The organism is Rudaea sp., from assembly GCF_057139185.1.
The window spans coordinates 1-15,382 of record NZ_DBNHDN010000022.1 but is presented as its reverse complement, the minus strand read 5'-3'; the positions used below and the strand labels follow the sequence as shown (position 1 = coordinate 15,382).

The window sequence follows — 15,382 nt, the reverse complement described above, 5'->3', positions numbered from 1 at the left end:
AAAACGTTTACATTGGCGTCATAGCGATGCTCTTTCCATGCGACCGAATCCCGTTTCCGCGGGCGCGACGCGCTGGTGCGATTCGCTGGATAATTGCGGCGAACCCAACACAGATCATCCGATGTCAGCGAATCCTTCCGTTTCAAATGCATCGAACCGCGCCGCGCCCGGCGCCATCGCGATCCTCGTCTCCGCCCTGCTCGGCGGCATGGCCGGAGGCGTCGCCTGGTGTTTTCTCTCGCTTTGGCTGCCGTGGTTCGCGCAATTCTGGATCGTGCCGATCGCGATCGTGCTCGCCGCGTCCGCGCGCTGGCAGGGCTATCGCGGAAGCGTGGCGATCGTCTGCACGCTGCTCGCGGTGCTGATCGCCTTCGCCTACGCGCAATACCTGTTCGGCGCCGTGCGCATCGCTGACTCGATGGGGCTGTCGCTGCGCGAAGCGTTGTTCAAGGCCGGCTTCGGCCTGACCTTCGATATCGCCTGGGCGAATTTGCGCGCGTCGGATTGGGTCGCGTTGGTGCTAGCGATACTGACAGGCGCGGTCACCTCGGCCGTTAGCTTGCGCGCTTAGCTTGGGCACATCAACACTAAGCGCGTAGCGAAGGCATTCGGCCGGAATTGTCAGGCGGAATGTGTGTTCCTACGCGGCCTACTAAAACGCCTGCCCGGAACGCCTGTGTACTGATCAATGGACCGCCTCCCATCTGAAGCCTCAACGGTGACGGAAAAATGAGGGCCAGCGACGGGGTCGGTACCGAACCTGGCCGAGAGGATTTTGATCTCTGATGAGTCTAAACCGTGCCGGTTGGCGAGCTCGGGAAGCAACTCCGCGTAGCACCGAATAGCGTTTCCTAAATTCGCAGAGACTGGGCTACCAGATGTTGAGCCTGCTTTGAAATCTACGACGATATGTCCTTCTAACGAAGCGGCTGCCTCGCCATGGGTATCCACCGAATATATGCCGACCATGAAGCAAATTCCGCTTGCCAGCGAATCTGCGACATTGTGGCCAAATGATGTGAGTTCTCCGATCTTCATGACTCGACTCGCAAGAAGGGCGGACGCCTCCTACACCATTTAATGCCCGCCGCCTCCATCAACCGCCTTGAGCCCCGCAATCAGCTTGTTCGCCGCATCCTGCCCGTCCGCGTAAAGCATGCGCGTATTGTCCTGGTAGAACAGTTCGTTCTCGATGCCAGCGAAGCCGGTGCCCTTGCCGCGCTTGATCACGATGGTCTGCTTGGCGTTGGCGACGTCGAGGATCGGCATGCCGTAGATCGGGGATGATTTGTCGGTCTTGGCCGCCGGATTGACCACGTCGTTGGCGCCGATGACGATGGCGACGTCGCAGTTCGGGAACTCGGGGTTGATGTCGTCCATGTCGGCGATCAGGTCGTAGGGCACGCCAGCTTCGGCGAGCAGCACGTTCATGTGGCCGGGCATGCGGCCGGCGACCGGATGGATCGCGAACTTGACGCTCTTGCCGCGCGCGATCAGATTCTTCGACAGCTCCCAGATCTTGTGCTGCGCCTGGGCCACGGCCATGCCGTAGCCGGGCACGATGATGACATTGTCGGCCATGTACAGCAGCGAGGCCGCGTCGTCGGCTTCGATCGGTTTCTGCGAGCCCTTGATCTCCTGCGCGCTCGCACCGCCGCCGCCGAAATTCGAGAACAGCACGTTGGCGATCGAGCGGTTCATCGCCTTGGCCATGAGGCGCGTGAGCAGCGTGCCGGCGGCACCGACGACGGTACCGGCGATGATCAGCGCGATATTGCCCTGCACGTAGCCTTCGAAGCCGACCGCGAGGCCGGTGAACGCGTTGTACAGCGAGATGACCACGGGCATGTCGGCGCCGCCGATCGGCAGCGTCATCAGCACGCCGAACAGCAGCGCAAGGGCGAAGAACAGGATGATCCACTGGGTCTGCAGATGCCACACGCTGTAGAGACCGATCAGCAGCGCGGCGAGGAAGCACGCGCCGTTGACGAGCTTCTGCCCGCCGAAGCGGAAGGTCTTGTCCATGCGCCCGTCGAGCTTGGCCCAGGCGATGATCGAGCCGGTCATCGAGATCGAACCGATCAGCGCGCCGATCACCGCGAGCAGGGTCTGCGTCGTGGTCAGGTGACTCTCGAAGTGGCTCTGCGTCGCCGCGCCGAGCAGCGCGCTCGCGCCGATCGCCGCGGCCGAGCCGCCGCCCATGCCGTTGTACAGCGCGACCATCTGCGGCATGTCGGTCATCGCGACCTTCTTGCCCCAGATCCACGCGATCGCGGTCGACGCCGCGATCGCGATGAAGATCAGCACCGCGTTCTCGATCAGCACATGGCCGGGCACCTCGGTGTGGAAAAAGGTGGCGATCACCGCGATCAACACGCCGATGCCGGCCCACTGGATACCGCTGCGCGCGGTTACCGGGGATGCCATGCGCTTGATGCCGAGGATCAGCAGCACCGCGGCGGCGAAGTAGCTCGCCTGGATCAGCAGCGAAACGATCTTCGCGGTTTCCATTACTTGCCCCCCTCGCCGGCCGCCGCCGGCTTCTTCGACGACTTGAACATCTCGAGCATGCGCTCGGTGACGACGTAGCCGCCGGCCGCGTTGCCCGCGCCGAGGAACACGCCGACGAAGCCGATCACCTGCTGCCACCAGGTCGTCGCTTCGCCGAGCGCGATCATCGCGCCGACGAGGACGATGCCGTGGACGAAGTTCGAGCCGGACATCAGCGGCGTGTGCAGGATCACCGGCACGCGCGAGATGATCTCGTGGCCGGTGAAGGCGGCGAGCATGAACAGGTACAGCGCGAGGAATCCGTCGATCATGGCTGCGCTCCTTCGACAAGCTGCTTGGTCAGCTCGTGTTTGATTTCGCCCGCGTGCGTCACGCAGGTTTTGGCGATCAGTTCGTCGTTCCAGTCGAGGTTGAGGTCGCCCTCCTTGGTGATCGACAGTTCGAGGAAGTTGTACAGGTTCTTCGCGTACAGCTCGCTCGCGTGGATCGGCGCGGTCGCGGCGAGGTTGACCGGGCCGATGATGGTCACGCCGTTGTCGGTGACGATGCTCTTGCCCGCTTCGGTCAGCTCGCAGTTGCCTCCGGTCTCGGCGGCGATGTCGACGATGACCGAGCCGGCCTTCATGCCGCGCACCATGTCGGCGCTGATGATGCGCGGCGCCTTGCGTCCCGGCACGGCGGCCGTGGTGACGATCACGTCGACACCCTTGATGTGTTCGGCCAGCGCGGCCTGCTGCTGGGCGCGTTCTTCGGCGGTAAGCTCGCGCGCGTAGCCGCCCGCGCCCGCGGCGCTGACGCCGAGCTCGACGTACTTGGCACCGAGCGACTGGATCTGCTCCTTCGTCTCCGGGCGCACGTCGAAGCCTTCGACCTGCGCGCCGAGGCGGCGCGCGGTGGCGATCGCCTGCAGGCCGGCGACGCCGGCGCCGACGATCAGCGCTTTGGACGGCCGCACCGTGCCGGCCGCGGTGGTCAGCATCGGGAAGAACTTCGGGCTGGCCTCGGCCGCGATCAGCACGGCCTTGTAACCGGCGATGTTGGCCTGCGAGGACAGCACGTCCATCGCCTGCGCGCGCGTCGTGCGCGGCAAGAGTTCCATCGCGAAACTCGTGATCTTCGCATCGCGCAGCGCCTTGATGCGCTCGGGCGCGAGATGCGGCTGCAGGTAGCCGATCGTGACCGTGCCGGGCTTGAGCGTGGCTATCTCCTCGAGCGTCGGCGGCTGCACGCTGAGCAGCACGTCCGCCTTCGCCAGCGCGCTGCGCGCGTCGGGCACGACTTCGACATCCTTGAACGCAGCATCGGGGAAACTCGCCGCCTTGCCGGCGTCGTGTTCGATGACGAGATCGACCTGCCTTGCTTTCAGTTTCTTCGCCACGTCCGGCGTCAACGCCACGCGGCGTTCGCCCGGCGCGGTCTCGCGTACCGCGCTGATCGTGATGCTCATGCGCAAATCCCCGATGACTGCCGAATCCGCATCCTAGCCGAGCTTGGGGGCTGGCGCCATACGCCATTTGGACGAGTGCTATCCTGCGCCTCGAATTCCGGGATCCGAAACCAAACTACTTTTTCCGACATGCCGACGCTCGACTTTCTGAATAGCCGTCTATCCGTCCCATCGCGCCAACTCGGTGAGCCGGGGCCGACGCCGGAACAATGCGATCAATTGCTCGCCGCCGCGATCCGCGCGCCCGACCATGGCAAGCTCATGCCGACGCGCCTCGTGCTGATCCGCGGCGAGATGCGCGCGAAGCTCGGTGCGGCGCTCGCCGCAATCCATCGCCGGACCGACCCCGACGCGCCCGAGGCCACACTCGAAAAAGACCGCGAGCGCTACAATTTCGCGCCACTGATCGTCTGCGTGATCGTGCGCGTCGATGAACACCGCCCGAAGGTGCCGGCGCAGGAGCAGATCCTTTCCGCCGGCTGCGTCGCCTACAACCTGCTGCTCGGCGCTCAGGCGCTGGGTTACGGCGCGCAGTGGCTGACCGGCTGGGCAGCCTACGACCGCGACGCCGCCGTGTTGCTCGGACTCGCCGCGAACGAGCGTGTGATCGGTTTCGTGCATGTCGGCACGGCGCAGAAAGCCCCGATCGAAGGGCCGCGACCAGTGTTGGCGGACGTCGTCAGCGAGTTGAGGCTGTGAGCCCGATGCAAACCCTGCATCTGATCGATTCGAGCCTGTACGTCTTCCGTGCGTGGCATTCGCTGCCCGACGAATTCCACGACGTCGACGGCGCGCCGGTCAATGCGGTGCAGGGCTATACGCGCTTTCTCTGCGAATTTCTCGAACGCACGCGCCCTACCCATGTGCTCGCCGCGTTCGACGAATCGCTGGTGTCCTCGTTTCGCAACGCGATCTATCCCGAGTACAAGGCCAACCGCGAGCTGCCGCCGCCGGAGCTGAAATTGCAGTTCGCCTACTGCAAGCAGATCGCCGCCGCGCTCGGCCTGACCGTGCTCGCCGACGCGCAATACGAGGCAGATGACCTCATCGGCAGCGCGGTCGAGATGTCGCGCAGGCAGAACTTCCGCAATGTGATCGTCTCGGCCGACAAGGATTTCGGCCAGCTCGTCGGCCTGCACGACGAACAGTGGGATTTCTCGAAGAACGAACGCTGGGACGCGCAGGGCGTCAAACAACGCCTCGGCGTGCGCCCCGACCAGGTCGTCGACTACCTCGCCCTGACCGGCGATGCGGTGGACAACATCCCCGGCGTACCCGGCGTGGGGCCGAAAACCGCGGCGACGCTGCTCGGCCACTTCGACTCACTCGACGCGCTGCTGACGCGCATCGATGAGGTGCCCTATCTGCGTTTTCGCGGCGCGGCCCAGACCTGTGCGAAGATCAGGGCACACCGTGAACAGGCGCTGTTGTCGCAACGCCTCGCCGCGATCGCGCTCGACGCACCGCTGCCGGACGGCGGCGTCGAATCGCTGCGTTGGCGCTTGCCCGACCACGGCACGCTGGATGCGTTGTTCGAGCGCCTGCGGTTCGGCCCGCTGACGCGCTCGCGCTGCAGGTCGCTCGCGCCGGCGGCCTGAGCAGGCGCGCGCTTCCGCGTGCCGCGGCGGCCTCAGGACTTGTTCGGCTGCAGAAGGGGCGGTATCTCGTTCTTCGGCTGCGCGCCGCCAGGCGGGTTGAACCCCTTGGGCGGAGTGTTGCGCATCTTCTCGAGTTCTTCCGGCGTGTACTTGTGCGGCGCCGGCATCGCGGGCGCCTTCTGGTTCCAGGCGTAAAGCAGGTTGCTGCGGAAGATGTGCACCGGCTCGAGCTTGCTCTCGTCGGTCAGCACGCCGAGGTCGCTGTACAACCCCTTCTGGCTGTTCGCGATGAAATAGAGGTCGGTCCCGGAAATGGTGCCGACCGTCGGCAACGTGAACGCCGGCTGCGCTGCATCGAGTGGCTGTACCTGGACGATGCTGCGCGCGTCGTTGCCGAGGCGCAGGCGCATCACGCGCTTGGGCGACATGTCGTTCTGGATCGCCACCAGCGTGCCGTCGAACCAGTACAGGCCGGAGATGCCGCCGAGCGCCAGCTGGCCCTCGTTGTAGGTCAGCGCGAACGGCTTGTCCTGGGCCAGATCGATGCCGAACAGGCCGAGGGCGATGTCGGCGAAGTACAGTGTGCGACCGTCGCCGGACACGGCGAGACCGCGGATGCCGCTGAGCACAGGGTTGCCGGCGATGAGTTTCAGTTCGCCGCCGTCGAGCTTGTAGATCTGCTGGACGACGCCGTCGGCGACGTAGACCTTGCCCTTGGAATCGATCGTGATGCTCGACAGGATGTGGCGGCCGTCGTCGACAGGCAGCATCGCCTTGTGCAGGAATTTCCCGCTGCCGAGGGCGAATTCGTAGACGCCGGCCTTGCCGACCATCGCCGCGTCGAAATGATTGAAATGCGCGACGCCGTTGCTGATCGCGTAGAGCCGGTCGTGCTCGGCGTCGACCGCGAGGCCGAACACGGCCATCAGGCCGTTGATCGCGTCGGCCTTGATGAATTCCTTCACCCCGCCCTTGCCGTCGGCGAGGTAGATGCCGCCGTCGCGCACGCTGCCGACGAGGAACTGCTTGCGCTTGGGATCCCAGGCGATCGATTCGAACAGGCTGTCCGTCTTCGGCAGGTCGAAGGCGACCTTGCCCTCGCCGAACGGTTTGTTGTTGTCTTCGAAGGTCTTGACGATGTAGTCCCACACCTTGGTGCCATGCGCGCCTTCGAAACGCGGATCCTTGCCGATGTCGTAGTAGTAGCCCTGCTTGATCAAGCGCAGCAGGGTGTCATAGGTTTCCGTCTTCTTGTCCTGGCCGGCGTAGGCCATCGCGAGCTGCAGGCGCAGGTTGCCGGAGTTGGGAAACAGCTGGCACAGGCGCTCGAGCGTCCACGCCAAATGCTCGGGCTCGCCGGCTTCCACGTAGATCTCGCCAAGCTTGCTCAACGAATTGGGATCACGCGACTGCATGATCTGGTCGCGGGTCAGCGCCACGGCCTTCTTCGTCATCTCGGCCTTGGCCGCTTCTTCCGGTGTCTGCGGTTTCGCCGCGGCAGTGGCCTGCTCCTGCGCGGCGGGCGCGGGAGCGGGCTGCGCCTGGCTGGCGGGTTCGGTAGCCGGCGGCTTCGAGCAGGCGGCAAGGGCGAGCGCAACAATGACGGGATAGAATCGGGTTTTCATGGGCGTCTGGTCAGGGCGGGCCGCGGCGACGCGGTCGGGATGGTGTCGGGATCGCGCTAAAGACCGCGCGGCGCCGACGAAGTTCGTGGCACGCCTGCGGGCGCAAATCCGGAAAATTGTACACGATGACGACGACCGAAGTGCTTCACGAGGGCCGCTGGCTGCGCCTGCTCCGGCGCGGACGCTGGGAATACGCCGAACGCACGAACCCCGGCGGCGCGGTCATCATCGTCGCGTTGACCGATGAGGGACGCATCCTGTTCGTCGAGCAATGGCGCGAAGCAGTGCAGGCGAAAACGATCGAGATGCCGGCGGGCTTGATCGGCGACATCGCCGGCAACCGCGACGAATCCGCGATCCTCGCCGCCGAGCGCGAACTGCTCGAGGAAACCGGCTACCGCGCCGAGCGCATCGAATATCTGATGCGAGGGCCGTCGTCGTCCGGCATGAGCAACGAGATCATTGCCTTCGTGCGCGCGCACGGGCTGGTGCGCGAGCACGCCGGCGGCGGCGACGCCACGGAAGACATCCTCGTGCACGAGGTGGCACGTACCGAGGCACCGCGCTGGCTGCTCGCCAGGATGCGCGAGGGCTATTCGATCGATCCCAAACTGTTTGCCGGACTGTACTTCCTCGAGCACGGCGAAACACTGTTCCGCTGAACTTCCACTCAGGCTCCATCTGCACGACCACCCGATCCATCACGCCGGGAATGTTTGCAATTCCTCTTGAGCGGCTGATCATCTCAAGTCAGAGCTCGGCTCGTTTCAAGAACTTTCTTGCGTCGCCGGCCAACTATTGCGCTTCGAGCTTGTTGCCGCGTTTCACGCCGGCCAGATCGACCGCGCCGGCGGGCACGATGCGGTAGCGCACGCGCACGCTGCCGATCTGCGGATGCGCAGCGTCGCCGCCCGCGTAGAGCACGCCGTCGACGACGTTGAACGTCGCCGCCATGTTCGGCGGCAGCGCGCCAGCCTTGACCGAGTAATCCTGCATCGGCAGCGTTTCGAGCAGCTTCGGATCGACAACGACGTCGCCGAGCCGGATCTCGCCCGCGGCGAAGCGCGCATCGGCGAACGGCAGTGGCGGATTCTCGTGCCCCTTCGGCTCGCGGAACTTCGTCGAGTCGACATGCCCCTGCGACCACGACGCCGCGTACGCGCACGCACCGCCGCCCAGCTCGCAGCGCTCATGCCATTGATACATTTCCACGCTGCGCACGAGTACCGCCGCGTCGACGGCGACTACGCCGAGCTGCGCGTCGCGCGGCGCGTGCTTCAGCGAAAGTTTGCCCGCGACCCTGACCGGCATCGCGGCACTCGTGCCGGACTGGGACGCATCCGGCGCGCGCGCCGGCACAGGCAGTTCCGCGTTGACCGTCGACATCACGGAGCGCACGCGGGCGCGATGCTGCCACGTCCAGATCGCGCCGAAGCCGAGCAGGATCAGCGCGACGAACACGCCGATCCTGCGCGGCGAAATCCTCTGTTTGCGTCTGCGCGCCATGCCTAGCCGCGCGTGCCTACTTGACCACCGCGCCGCCCGACGTCTGCCGCGGATCGGTGCCCGCGTGCAGCTTGTTCGTCGCGCGGTTCCAGCTCACCGCGTTCATGAAGCCCCAGGTGCGCTCGGACTCGCTGACCTTGTGCCCCATCGCCTCGAGCGCCTTCACCTCGTCCGCGGTGAAGGCGGTTTTCTCCGCCGAAATCACGTCAGGCAGATACTGGTGGTGGTAGCGCGGATTGCCGACGAATTTTTCCGGCAGCTCGCCATCGACGAAGGCGAGAATGCCCTCGAGCACCATCGTGATGATGCGGCTGCCGCCCGGCGTGCCGATCACGCCGATGCGGTCGGCACCGACGACAAAACTCGGCGACATCGACGACAGCGGCCGCCGTCCGGCCGCGGGCGCATTCGCGTCGGTGCCGACCACGCCGTAGACATTGGGCTTGCCGGCGACGAGGGCGAAGTCGTCCATTTCGTCGTTGAGCAGGAAGCCCGTGCCGGGCACGACCATGCCGGAGCCGAACACGAAGTTCACCGTCTGGGTCACGGCGGCACGGTTGCCGTCCTTGTCGATGATCGAGAAATGCGTCGTATGCGGACCTTGTGGCGGCGTCATGTACGGCGGCAGCAGATCGCTCGGCGTCGCCTTGTCGGGATGGATCGTCGCGCGCAGGCCGGCGGCATACATCGGGCTCGACAATTCATCGAGCGGCATCTTCACGAAGTCGGGATCGCCCAGGTACTGCGCGCGGTCGCGATAGGCGCGGCGCATCGCTTCGACGATCAGATGCACACGATGCACGCGATCGAGCCGGGTCAGATCGTAGCCCGACAGGATGTTGAGCATCTCCTCGATCGCGATGCCGCCAGACGAAGGCGGCGGCGCGGTGACGATCTGCCAATCGTGGTATTTGAACGAGATCGGCTCGCGTTCCTTGACCTGGTAACTGGCGAGGTCCTCGAGCGACCAGCGCCCGCCGTTCTTGTTCACGTCGCCGACCAGGCGCGCGGCGAGCTCGCCGCGATAGAAGCCGTCGTTACCCTTGGCCGCGATCCGCTCCAGCGTCTGCGCGATGTCGGGATTCTTGAACATCCAACCGGCCTTCGGCGCCTCGCCGTTCGGCAGGAACAACGCCTTCGACGCCGCGTAACGCTCGAAGATCGGTTTGCGGTACGCGGCCTCGTCGGCAAAGCGCTTGTCGATCGCGAAACCGGAACGCGCGATGCGGATCGCCGGCGCCATCGACTTGGCCAGCGGCAGCTTGCCGTATTTTTCCGCGAGCCAGACCAGCCCGGCCGGCTCGCCCGGAATCGCCGCCGACAACGGGCCGTTGAGCGAATGATCCTTGTCGAGGTCGCCGTTCGCGGCAAGATAGTCCTTGGGGTCGACCGCTGCGGGAGCGGTCTCGCGCGCATCGATGAAGATGTCCTTGCCGTCGCTCGCCCGATGCAGCAGAAACATCGCGCCGCCACCGATGCCCGAACTCTGCGGTTCGACCACCGACAACGCCGCCGCGACCGCGACCGCCGCGTCGAACGCGTTGCCACCCTGTGCCAGCGCCTCGAAGCCGGCCTCGGTCGCGAGCTTGTGCGCGCTCGCGATCGCCGCATGCCCGGGCCTCGCGGCGGGTTCGGCCGCCTGCGCGCCCACGCCTGCAGCGAGCAGCACACAGGAAAAAACACACAGCATTCGTCTAGGCATCGTTCGGCTCCGGCTTGCCCGCCTGGTTCGCGGTCAGCGCATGGTATTTTTCAAGCAAGGTTTCGCGCGACTCCGCGTGCTCCGGATCGACGATGATGCATTCGACCGGGCATACCTCCACGCATTGCGGCGTGTCGTAGTGGCCGACGCATTCGGTGCAGCGCGACGGCGCAATCTCGTAGACCACCGCGCCGAGCGCGATCGCCTGATTCGGACAGACCGGTTCGCAGACGTCGCAATTGACGCAGGTGTCGAGAATTTTTAAGGACATTGAAGTTCGGCGTCACCCCGGCACGGATTGCCGGGGCCCGGACTGTATGGATGCCGATCTGCTTGTTGCCGTCCCTGGAACCTGGATGACATGCGGCAATCCTGCCGCATGCCCTTCAGGCCGTTCGCTGCGCGCATGTTCGCTTCGGCTTCCTGCCTTCGCAGTCCGGCGCTCCCTGCCGGGATGACGATTCGCCCGACCGGTCGCACTACGCGCTCTCGAGCCGCATCGTCACTTCAACTCGACGAAATAATACGTCGCGCCAGTCTTCTCGATCACAGGCTTGACTCGCTCGGAGTCGGCCGGCGAACCGATGAACAGGATGAACACGCCCTTGAACGAACCGTCCTTCGCATCCTTGAACGCATCGACCGTCGTGTCGGCCGTGTAGGTCGAGTTCGGTCCGCCGAAAGCCATGAACGCGCCAGGCAACACACCACGCTGCACCGTGGTCTGGATGTTGTCGAGCCCGTTCTGACGATCGGTCTTGGCCGCATCGTCGTCGCCAGCCGGGATGTAGTAGACATACGGATGATTGGTCTTCACCGTTGCCGCGTTGTCGCGCAGGAACTTGGTGACCGTCGCCTTGAAGTACGGCGCCCACGCGGCCTTGTCGATCGTGTCCTTCGGCAGCACGAGCGCGGCGGCTTCCTTCGCCAGCGCCTGGGCCTTGGCGGCGGCCTCTGCGGCCTTGGCCTTTTCTTCCTCGCTCGGCCCGCAGGCGGCGAGCAACAGCGCGGCGACGAGCACGAGGATCATGCGGAATGTGTACGTTTTCATTTTGCCTCCCATTGCTGATTTCAAGAAACCTTCACGCTCCCCCAGCGCTTGCGCAGCGCCTGCTGCACGGCCGGGTGAACGAAACCCGATACGTCGCCTCCCAGGCGCGCGATTTCGCGCACCAGCGAGGACGAAATGAAACTGTACTGCTCCGCCGGCGTCAGGAACAAGGTTTCGGCACGCGGAATCAGGTGCCGGTTCATGCTCGCGAGCTGGAATTCGTACTCGAAATCCGACACCGCGCGCAGGCCGCGCAGGATCACGCCGGCACCAGACTCCTCGACGAAATGCGCAAGCAGCGAGGAGAACCCACGCACCTCGACGTTGGCGATGTCCGCCAATGCCTCGCGCGCGAGCGCGATGCGCTCCTCGAGACTGAATCCCGGGCCCTTGTTCGGGCTTTCGGCGACCGCGACGATGATACGCTCGAACAACGGCGCCGCACGCATGGTCAGATCGACATGCCCATTGGTGATCGGATCGAACGTGCCCGGGTAGATCGCGATGCGTGCGCGTTCGGCGGGGATGGCGTTGTTCGACATGGAGATCGCGTCCGGATGTGCGGGTGCTTCACCCGGCCGCAAGCTTATCCGATCGGCGGTACAGCGCATAGCGCACCGCGCCCGCGCGGCCCTCGCGATGGGGCTGCCATGCCGGTGGCAGATGCAGCGCCTGTTCCAGCGGCGATTCGACGTAGACCAGCGCGGCGGCCGCGAGCCAGGCGTTCGCCTCGAGCAGCCGCGCCGACTCGTCCCACAGATCCAGCGCGAATGGCGGGTCGAGAAACACCAGATCGCTGCGCTGCGCGGGGGCCTCGCGCAGCACGGCCAACGCGTCGGCGCAACGAACGTGCCCGCTGCCCTGCTTCAGCCGCACGAGATTTTCGCGCAAGGCCTGCGCGAGCCGCGCGTCGCGTTCGATGAAGTCGACCCGCGCCGCGCCGCGCGACAGCGCCTCGATGCCGAGCGCGCCGGTGCCGGCGTAGAGATCCAAGCAGCGCGCGCCGGCGAGGGACGGCGCGAGCCAGTTGAACAACGTCTCGCGCACGCGATCGGGTGTCGGCCGCAGGCCCTCGAAATCGGCCACCGTCAGCTTCGATCCACGCAGGCTGCCGCCGACGACGCGCAGCTTGCCGGGTGCCGCAACCCCGCGGCGATTGCTTGAGATAGACCTCATCGGCCCAAAATCGGCGTCGGCGCGGGTGTTAGCATGGCGTCATTGTCTTTCAATTCGTGGCGAAGATGTTCAAGTTCTGGAAGAAAAAAACGGGTGAGGAAAGCCGGGACCCGGGGCTCGCGACCGGGAACCCGGAAAACCATGAAGAACATGCCGATGCATTCGCGCCTGAAGGAATTCCCGCATCGCACGACGCGCCTGCCACCGCGGCAGACATGCAACCCGAACCCGCAGCCGCCGCTGCGAGTCCCGACCGCCCTGACCCGAATCCCGCTGTTCCGACCAAGAGAAGCTGGCGCGAACGCCTCGCCGGCAGCATTTTCCATCGCAACATAGGCAGCCTGTTCGCGCGCAAACCCAGGCTCGACGAAGCCTTGCTCGACGAACTCGAAACCGCCCTGCTCGGCGCCGACGTCGGCGTGACCGCAACGACCACGCTCGTCGACGACCTGCGCAAACGCATGAACAAGCGCGAGTTCGCCGACGCCGATGCGCTGCTCGCTGCGCTGCGCGCCGACCTCGTCGCGCTGCTGCAGCCGGTCGCGCAACCGCTGCGCATCGATGCGGCGCAGAAGCCGTTCGTGATCCTCATGGTCGGTGTCAACGGCGTCGGCAAGACGACGACGATCGGCAAGCTCGCGCGTCGTTTCCAGACGCAGGGCCACGGCGTCGCGCTCGCCGCCGGCGACACGTTCCGCGCCGCTGCCGTCGAGCAATTGAAGACCTGGGGTGAGCGCAACGGCGTACCGGTCGTCGCGCAAGGCTCGGGCGCCGACTCGGCCAGCGTGATCTTCGACGCGCTGCAATCGGCTCGCTCCAAGCAGCTCGACGTTCTCATCGCCGACACCGCCGGACGCCTGCACACGCAGTCGGGTCTGATGGACGAGCTCGCCAAGATTCGCCGCGTGCTGGCCAAACTCGACGCCGAGGCGCCGCACGAGGTGCTGCTCGTGATCGACGGCACCACGGGCCAGAATGCGGTCAACCAGACACGCCAGTTCCGTGCCGCGATCGGTGTGACCGGCCTCGTCGTCACCAAACTCGACGGCAGCGCCAAGGGCGGCGTGGTGTTCGCGTTGGCCAGGGAATTCGGCCTGCCGATCCGCTACGTCGGCCTTGGCGAAACCGCCGACGACTTGCGCGAGTTCGAGCCTGCGGCGTTCGTCGACGCGCTGCTGCCAGAAAACATAGGGCTGAGTGCCGAGAGCTGAGGGCCGAAGGCAATGTCGATGCGCCGCCCGTTTGCACGCATATGAGCGACGATTTCGCCCTGCGCCTGCTGCGCTGGTTCGACGCGCACGGCCGCCACGACCTGCCCTGGCAGCACCCGCGCACGCCGTACCGCGTGTGGCTGTCGGAAGTGATGCTGCAACAGACGCAGGTCGCCACGGTCATTCCGTATTTTTTTCGCTTTGTGGAGAAGTTGCAAAGTATAAAAATGCTTTCCGCGGCGACGGAAGACGAGGTTTTCGCGCTGTGGTCGGGGCTCGGCTACTACAGCCGCGCGCGCAACCTGCATCGCGCGGCGCAAATCTGCGTCGAACGCCACGGCGGCGAGCTGCCGGACGCTTTCGACAGCCTGCTGGACTTGCCCGGCATCGGCCGCTCGACCGCCGGCGCGATCGCGGCGCAGGCTTTTGGCCAACGCCGCGCCATCCTCGACGCCAACGTCAAGCGCGTGCTCGCGCGCTTTCACGGCATCGCCGGCTGGCCGGGTGAAGCCGCGACGGAAAACCGCCTGTGGCAACTCGCGGATGCGCATACGCCGAGCGCGCGCGTCGCAGACTACACCCAGGCGATCATGGATCTCGGCGCGACCGTGTGCACGCGTACCAAGCCGGGCTGCGATGCCTGCCCGCTGCGCATCGATTGCGTCGCGCAGCACGACGGCCGCACCACCACCCTGCCCGTGCGCAAGCCGGCGAAGGCGCGGCCGACACGGCGCACGGTCATGCTCGTGCTGCGCGACGCATGCGGGCGCCTGCTGCTGGAACGGCGCGCACCGACCGGCGTCTGGGCCGGACTCTGGAGCCTGCCCGAATCCGCGGACGAAACTTCCGCACGCAACGAAATCGCGCGCACGCACGGCATCGATGCGAACGCGATCGTTTTTCACCCGCTGCCGCCGTTCGCTCATGGCTTCAGCCACTATCTGCTCGACGTCACCCCGCTTGCACTCGATATTCATCCGGCGCCGGCCATCGCCGACGACGTCGACCGCCGCTGGCTGCATCCGCTCGAAGCCGCATCGCTCGGCTTGCCCGCGCCGGTGCGCAGGCTGATCGAGTCCCTTTCCTGACACCCGACGAGAACCACCATGCCACGGACTGTTTTCTGCGCCAAACTGCAACGCGAAGCCGAAGGCCTCGCCTACGCGCCCTACCCCGGCGAACTCGGCAAGCGCATCTTCGGACACGTGTCGAAGGAAGCCTGGGCGCAATGGCTGGCGCACCAGACCATGCTGATCAACGAGAACCGACTTTCACCGCTGGACCCGAAGGCGCGCAAGTTTCTCGAAGACGAGATGAAGAAGTATTTCTTCGGCGAAGGCTCCGCCGCTCCGCTGGGTTACGTGCCGCCCGAAGACCGCGCCTGAACAAGACAATCGACGATTTTCTTCTTGACTCTCCCGCCGCAAGTCGCTGTAATACGCGCCCTTCCGCGGCCGCGCCCTCTGCGCCCCGCTTCGAAAGCCCATCGGCCGGGTAGCTCAGTTGGTAGAGCAGGGGATTGAAAATCCCCGTGTCGGCGGTTCGATTCCGTCCC

17 protein-coding genes are annotated in these 15,382 nt (G+C 65.5%); 7 read left to right on the top strand and 10 right to left on the bottom strand.

Annotated features, from left to right (window positions below; genetic code table 11):
- The first annotated feature begins 121 nt into the window (after positions 1-121).
- The gene (locus tag AC16HO_RS07635) at positions 122-571 is read left to right on the top strand and encodes a hypothetical protein (protein ID WP_395644289.1); all 450 of its coding nucleotides are present in this window, start codon (positions 122-124) and stop codon (positions 569-571) included.
- A 506-nt stretch (positions 572-1,077) separates the two neighbouring features.
- On the opposite strand, the gene AC16HO_RS07630 is transcribed toward AC16HO_RS07635, so the two are convergent.
- The 3 genes from AC16HO_RS07630 to AC16HO_RS07620 are packed head-to-tail and all read right to left on the bottom strand — an operon-like array spanning position 1,078 to position 3,958.
- A complete protein-coding gene (locus tag AC16HO_RS07630; protein WP_395644288.1) occupies positions 1,078-2,511 on the bottom strand; it encodes an NAD(P)(+) transhydrogenase (Re/Si-specific) subunit beta in 1,434 nt (477 codons plus the stop codon).
- Positions 2,511-2,822 (bottom strand): NAD(P) transhydrogenase subunit alpha part 2, encoded by a 312-nt coding sequence (locus tag AC16HO_RS07625; protein WP_395644287.1) that lies wholly within the window; start codon positions 2,820-2,822, stop codon positions 2,511-2,513. Before AC16HO_RS07625 ends, AC16HO_RS07630 begins: the two co-directional genes overlap by 1 nt.
- Positions 2,819-3,958 carry a Re/Si-specific NAD(P)(+) transhydrogenase subunit alpha gene (locus tag AC16HO_RS07620; protein WP_395644286.1) on the bottom strand — a complete coding sequence of 380 codons (1,140 nt, stop codon included), beginning with the start codon at positions 3,956-3,958 and terminating at the stop codon, positions 2,819-2,821. Before AC16HO_RS07620 ends, AC16HO_RS07625 begins: the two co-directional genes overlap by 4 nt.
- Positions 3,959-4,087: 129 nt before the next feature.
- Between AC16HO_RS07620 and AC16HO_RS07615 the strand changes: the two genes are divergently transcribed.
- A complete protein-coding gene (locus AC16HO_RS07615; RefSeq protein ID WP_395644285.1) occupies positions 4,088-4,657 on the top strand; it encodes a nitroreductase family protein in 570 nt (189 codons plus the stop codon).
- A 5-nt stretch (positions 4,658-4,662) separates the two neighbouring features.
- Positions 4,663-5,556: a 5'-3' exonuclease gene (locus AC16HO_RS07610; RefSeq protein ID WP_395644330.1), complete on the top strand. Its 894-nt coding sequence runs from the start codon at positions 4,663-4,665 to the stop codon at positions 5,554-5,556.
- A gap of 32 nt (positions 5,557-5,588) precedes the next feature.
- On the opposite strand, the gene AC16HO_RS07605 is transcribed toward AC16HO_RS07610, so the two are convergent.
- Positions 5,589-7,181: a hypothetical protein gene (locus AC16HO_RS07605; protein ID WP_395644284.1), complete on the bottom strand. Its 1,593-nt coding sequence runs from the start codon at positions 7,179-7,181 to the stop codon at positions 5,589-5,591.
- Between the two features lie 125 nt (positions 7,182-7,306).
- Here AC16HO_RS07605 and AC16HO_RS07600 point away from each other — a divergent pair, with 125 nt between their 5' ends.
- The gene (locus AC16HO_RS07600; RefSeq protein WP_395644283.1) at positions 7,307-7,843 is read left to right on the top strand and encodes an NUDIX hydrolase; all 537 of its coding nucleotides are present in this window, start codon (positions 7,307-7,309) and stop codon (positions 7,841-7,843) included.
- A 133-nt stretch (positions 7,844-7,976) separates the two neighbouring features.
- On the opposite strand, the gene AC16HO_RS07595 is transcribed toward AC16HO_RS07600, so the two are convergent.
- The 6 genes from AC16HO_RS07595 to rsmD all read right to left on the bottom strand — a co-directional run bounded on the left by AC16HO_RS07595 (position 7,977) and on the right by rsmD (position 12,616).
- Positions 7,977-8,687, bottom strand: coding sequence for a TMEM43 family protein (locus AC16HO_RS07595; RefSeq protein WP_395644282.1), 711 nt, complete (start codon positions 8,685-8,687; stop codon positions 7,977-7,979).
- Positions 8,688-8,703: 16 nt separating this feature from the next.
- The gene (gene ggt / locus AC16HO_RS07590; RefSeq protein WP_395644281.1) at positions 8,704-10,389 is read right to left on the bottom strand and encodes a gamma-glutamyltransferase; all 1,686 of its coding nucleotides are present in this window, start codon (positions 10,387-10,389) and stop codon (positions 8,704-8,706) included.
- Positions 10,382-10,660: a YfhL family 4Fe-4S dicluster ferredoxin gene (locus AC16HO_RS07585; RefSeq protein ID WP_395644280.1), complete on the bottom strand. Its 279-nt coding sequence runs from the start codon at positions 10,658-10,660 to the stop codon at positions 10,382-10,384. The genes ggt and AC16HO_RS07585 overlap by 8 nt, the downstream gene beginning before the upstream one ends.
- A gap of 231 nt (positions 10,661-10,891) precedes the next feature.
- Positions 10,892-11,440 carry a hypothetical protein gene (locus tag AC16HO_RS07580; RefSeq protein ID WP_395644279.1) on the bottom strand — a complete coding sequence of 183 codons (549 nt, stop codon included), beginning with the start codon at positions 11,438-11,440 and terminating at the stop codon, positions 10,892-10,894.
- A gap of 20 nt (positions 11,441-11,460) precedes the next feature.
- On the bottom strand, positions 11,461-11,967 hold the full coding sequence (coaD, locus tag AC16HO_RS07575) for a pantetheine-phosphate adenylyltransferase (protein ID WP_395644329.1): 507 nt from the start codon (positions 11,965-11,967) through the stop codon (positions 11,461-11,463).
- 43 nt (positions 11,968-12,010) lie between these two features.
- A complete protein-coding gene (rsmD, locus tag AC16HO_RS07570; RefSeq protein WP_395644278.1) occupies positions 12,011-12,616 on the bottom strand; it encodes a 16S rRNA (guanine(966)-N(2))-methyltransferase RsmD in 606 nt (201 codons plus the stop codon).
- A gap of 65 nt (positions 12,617-12,681) precedes the next feature.
- On the opposite strand from rsmD, the gene ftsY reads away from it, so the two are divergent.
- The 3 genes from ftsY to AC16HO_RS07555 are packed head-to-tail and all read left to right on the top strand — an operon-like array spanning position 12,682 to position 15,212.
- Entirely contained in the window at positions 12,682-13,827 is a 1,146-nt protein-coding gene (gene ftsY, locus AC16HO_RS07565) for a signal recognition particle-docking protein FtsY (RefSeq protein ID WP_395644277.1), read from the top strand.
- Positions 13,828-13,868: 41 nt separating this feature from the next.
- Complete coding sequence (gene mutY / locus AC16HO_RS07560) at positions 13,869-14,915, top strand: A/G-specific adenine glycosylase (RefSeq protein ID WP_395644276.1); 1,047 nt, start codon at positions 13,869-13,871, stop codon at positions 14,913-14,915.
- Between the two features lie 18 nt (positions 14,916-14,933).
- A complete protein-coding gene (locus tag AC16HO_RS07555) occupies positions 14,934-15,212 on the top strand; it encodes an oxidative damage protection protein (RefSeq protein ID WP_395644275.1) in 279 nt (92 codons plus the stop codon).
- The last annotated feature ends 170 nt before the right edge of the window (positions 15,213-15,382 follow it).

Excerpts from the sequence above, each read along its gene's own strand:
- AC16HO_RS07635 (WP_395644289.1), top strand. The coding sequence starts at position 122 with ATGTCAGCGAATCCTTCCGTTTCAAATGCATCGAACCGCGCCGCGCCC.
- AC16HO_RS07630 (WP_395644288.1), bottom strand. The coding sequence starts at position 2,511 with ATGGAAACCGCGAAGATCGTTTCGCTGCTGATCCAGGCGAGCTACTTC.
- AC16HO_RS07625 (WP_395644287.1), bottom strand. The coding sequence starts at position 2,822 with ATGATCGACGGATTCCTCGCGCTGTACCTGTTCATGCTCGCCGCCTTC.
- AC16HO_RS07620 (WP_395644286.1), bottom strand. The coding sequence starts at position 3,958 with ATGAGCATCACGATCAGCGCGGTACGCGAGACCGCGCCGGGCGAACGC.
- AC16HO_RS07615 (WP_395644285.1), top strand. The coding sequence starts at position 4,088 with ATGCCGACGCTCGACTTTCTGAATAGCCGTCTATCCGTCCCATCGCGC.
- AC16HO_RS07610 (WP_395644330.1), top strand. The coding sequence starts at position 4,663 with ATGCAAACCCTGCATCTGATCGATTCGAGCCTGTACGTCTTCCGTGCG.
- AC16HO_RS07605 (WP_395644284.1), bottom strand. The coding sequence starts at position 7,181 with ATGAAAACCCGATTCTATCCCGTCATTGTTGCGCTCGCCCTTGCCGCC.
- AC16HO_RS07600 (WP_395644283.1), top strand. The coding sequence starts at position 7,307 with ATGACGACGACCGAAGTGCTTCACGAGGGCCGCTGGCTGCGCCTGCTC.
- AC16HO_RS07595 (WP_395644282.1), bottom strand. The coding sequence starts at position 8,687 with ATGGCGCGCAGACGCAAACAGAGGATTTCGCCGCGCAGGATCGGCGTG.
- ggt (WP_395644281.1), bottom strand. The coding sequence starts at position 10,389 with ATGCCTAGACGAATGCTGTGTGTTTTTTCCTGTGTGCTGCTCGCTGCA.
- AC16HO_RS07585 (WP_395644280.1), bottom strand. The coding sequence starts at position 10,660 with ATGTCCTTAAAAATTCTCGACACCTGCGTCAATTGCGACGTCTGCGAA.
- AC16HO_RS07580 (WP_395644279.1), bottom strand. The coding sequence starts at position 11,440 with ATGAAAACGTACACATTCCGCATGATCCTCGTGCTCGTCGCCGCGCTG.
- rsmD (WP_395644278.1), bottom strand. The coding sequence starts at position 12,616 with ATGAGGTCTATCTCAAGCAATCGCCGCGGGGTTGCGGCACCCGGCAAG.
- ftsY (WP_395644277.1), top strand. The coding sequence starts at position 12,682 with ATGTTCAAGTTCTGGAAGAAAAAAACGGGTGAGGAAAGCCGGGACCCG.
- mutY (WP_395644276.1), top strand. The coding sequence starts at position 13,869 with ATGAGCGACGATTTCGCCCTGCGCCTGCTGCGCTGGTTCGACGCGCAC.
- AC16HO_RS07555 (WP_395644275.1), top strand. The coding sequence starts at position 14,934 with ATGCCACGGACTGTTTTCTGCGCCAAACTGCAACGCGAAGCCGAAGGC.